The organism is Streptomyces sp. NPDC033229 (assembly GCF_055576875.1).
This window is the reverse complement of sequence record NZ_JBVIQR010000183.1, coordinates 1-1,756: the sequence shown is the minus strand read 5'-3', so window position 1 is coordinate 1,756 and position 1,756 is coordinate 1. Positions and strand designations below refer to the sequence as shown.

Sequence of the window (1,756 nt, the reverse complement as noted above, 5' to 3'; positions counted from 1 at the left end):
CCCCCCCCCCCCCCCCCCCCCCCCCCCCCCCCCCCCCCCCCCCCCCCCCCCCCCCCCCCCCCCCCCCCCCCCCCCCCCCCCCCCCCCCCCCCCCGGCCGCACACCACCACCTTTCCAGTCTCACGGGATCACGTGCCGCACAACAGCCAGAGGTGACACACCCCACCACTCCTAACTGAACACCCCCAGAACTCGACCGCTGCATCTTCTGAGCCGCCGAGCCGAGTTTTGTTTTACCCAAAATGCGCCCCTCGTCCCAGGAGCCGGCCATCGATGCCACCACGAGGGCTGGTTCCGTGATGCCTCAACCCCGAACCGGCTCCCCCACCCAGCGCACCATCACCAAGCCCGCGACAACCACCACAGGCTCCTCAACTAGCCCTCATTTCACCCCGGTTACCGCCCAGGCTCAGACCATCCAACACACCGCATCCCGCCGCAGCGGACCCCGGGGCTGGCTCCGCGCCGTCGAGTGGACCCTCACCACGAGCCCCCACCCCCAGGCCACCCCCACCACACTCGCCCTCGCCCAAGACCTTGCGGCACGCATGGACTACGACACCGGCCACGTCCGCTACGCCATCGACCGCACCATCACCCGCACCGGCATGGCCCGCAGCACCATCACCAAACACGCAAAAATCCTGCGCGAGATGGGACTCCTGGCATGGGTCTCCCGTGGATCCAAAACCAACATCCGCCGGCTGCTGGGGCTACCCGGGTACGCCGCCACAGCCACCGTCTACGCCGCAGTCATCCCAGCCGCATACGACCGCGCCATGAGCCACCGCCGCATCGGCACCGGCTACCAGGCACGCGTGGTCATCGACCACCGCCAGCAGCTCACACCCTCACCCCTTCCACAAAGCGACCAGTCCTCCACCCCCTCGTGGACCCCTTCCCTGACCGTGGTTAAGGAAGACAGGACAGTGAAGGTAGAGAGTGGTTTTAACAACACCTCGCGCAAGCGCGCGAGCCGCCCCCAACCCTCCACCCCCACCAAGCACACAAAACCCTCAGGTACTACGCACCGCACCGCCACCCAAGTCGCCCGGGACATCTGGATCGCCCGCCAAGTCCGCCCCCGCGTCACCTGGACCCAAACTGAGCCCCTCCGGAGACTCGCCTATGCCCTGCGCCCCCTGATCGACCAAGGGCTCAACGCCGAACAGATCGCCACGGAGCTCCACTCCTGGTACCTCACCTGGCGTCCTACCCGCCCCGCCGCCTACATCCGAGCCCAACTCAGCGAGCAGCGCTCCCAGCGCCCCGACGAACTGCTCACCGATCCTCACAGCAACCCTCACTGGCAAGCGATGTGCGAGCAACGCCAGCACCACGCATCTGTCCTCCAGTCCCTGGTCTCGTCCGCTGTGCGAACAGACGATGACCGCCGGGCAGCCCGCGCCAGAGGCTGGCACGACTTCCACCAGGTAGCCGATCACTACACGGACGACCCGGACGATGCACTCGACCTCTACGGGACCACCTTGTGCGCCCGGGCCATCCGGCTCACAGCCTCGTCCACCTTCAAGCAAGGCTCGTCATGACGCCTTCCCCCCTTTGGTTCTGCAGGGCTCTGGCAGTCACGCGCTCACTCCCGCGACGGGAACCGCCAGGAGCGCGGTGACGTCGGCCTCGTACAGGTCGCTGTAGCGCTCCTAGTCACTGCATCGAACGGCGTGCTCTCGCGGCGACCTAACCCGGGGCCGGCGGTGGCCGCCCAGGACTCCACCTCTCTGTTGAGACGGTTGGC

The 1,756-nt window shown here is 68.0% G+C and carries 1 protein-coding gene; it reads left to right on the top strand.

Annotated elements, in window-relative coordinates:
- Positions 1-299: 299 nt before the first annotated feature.
- The gene (locus ACZ53N_RS37235) at positions 300-1,550 is read left to right on the top strand and encodes a hypothetical protein (RefSeq protein ID WP_469145117.1); all 1,251 of its coding nucleotides are present in this window, start codon (positions 300-302) and stop codon (positions 1,548-1,550) included.
- Positions 1,551-1,756 lie beyond the last annotated feature (206 nt).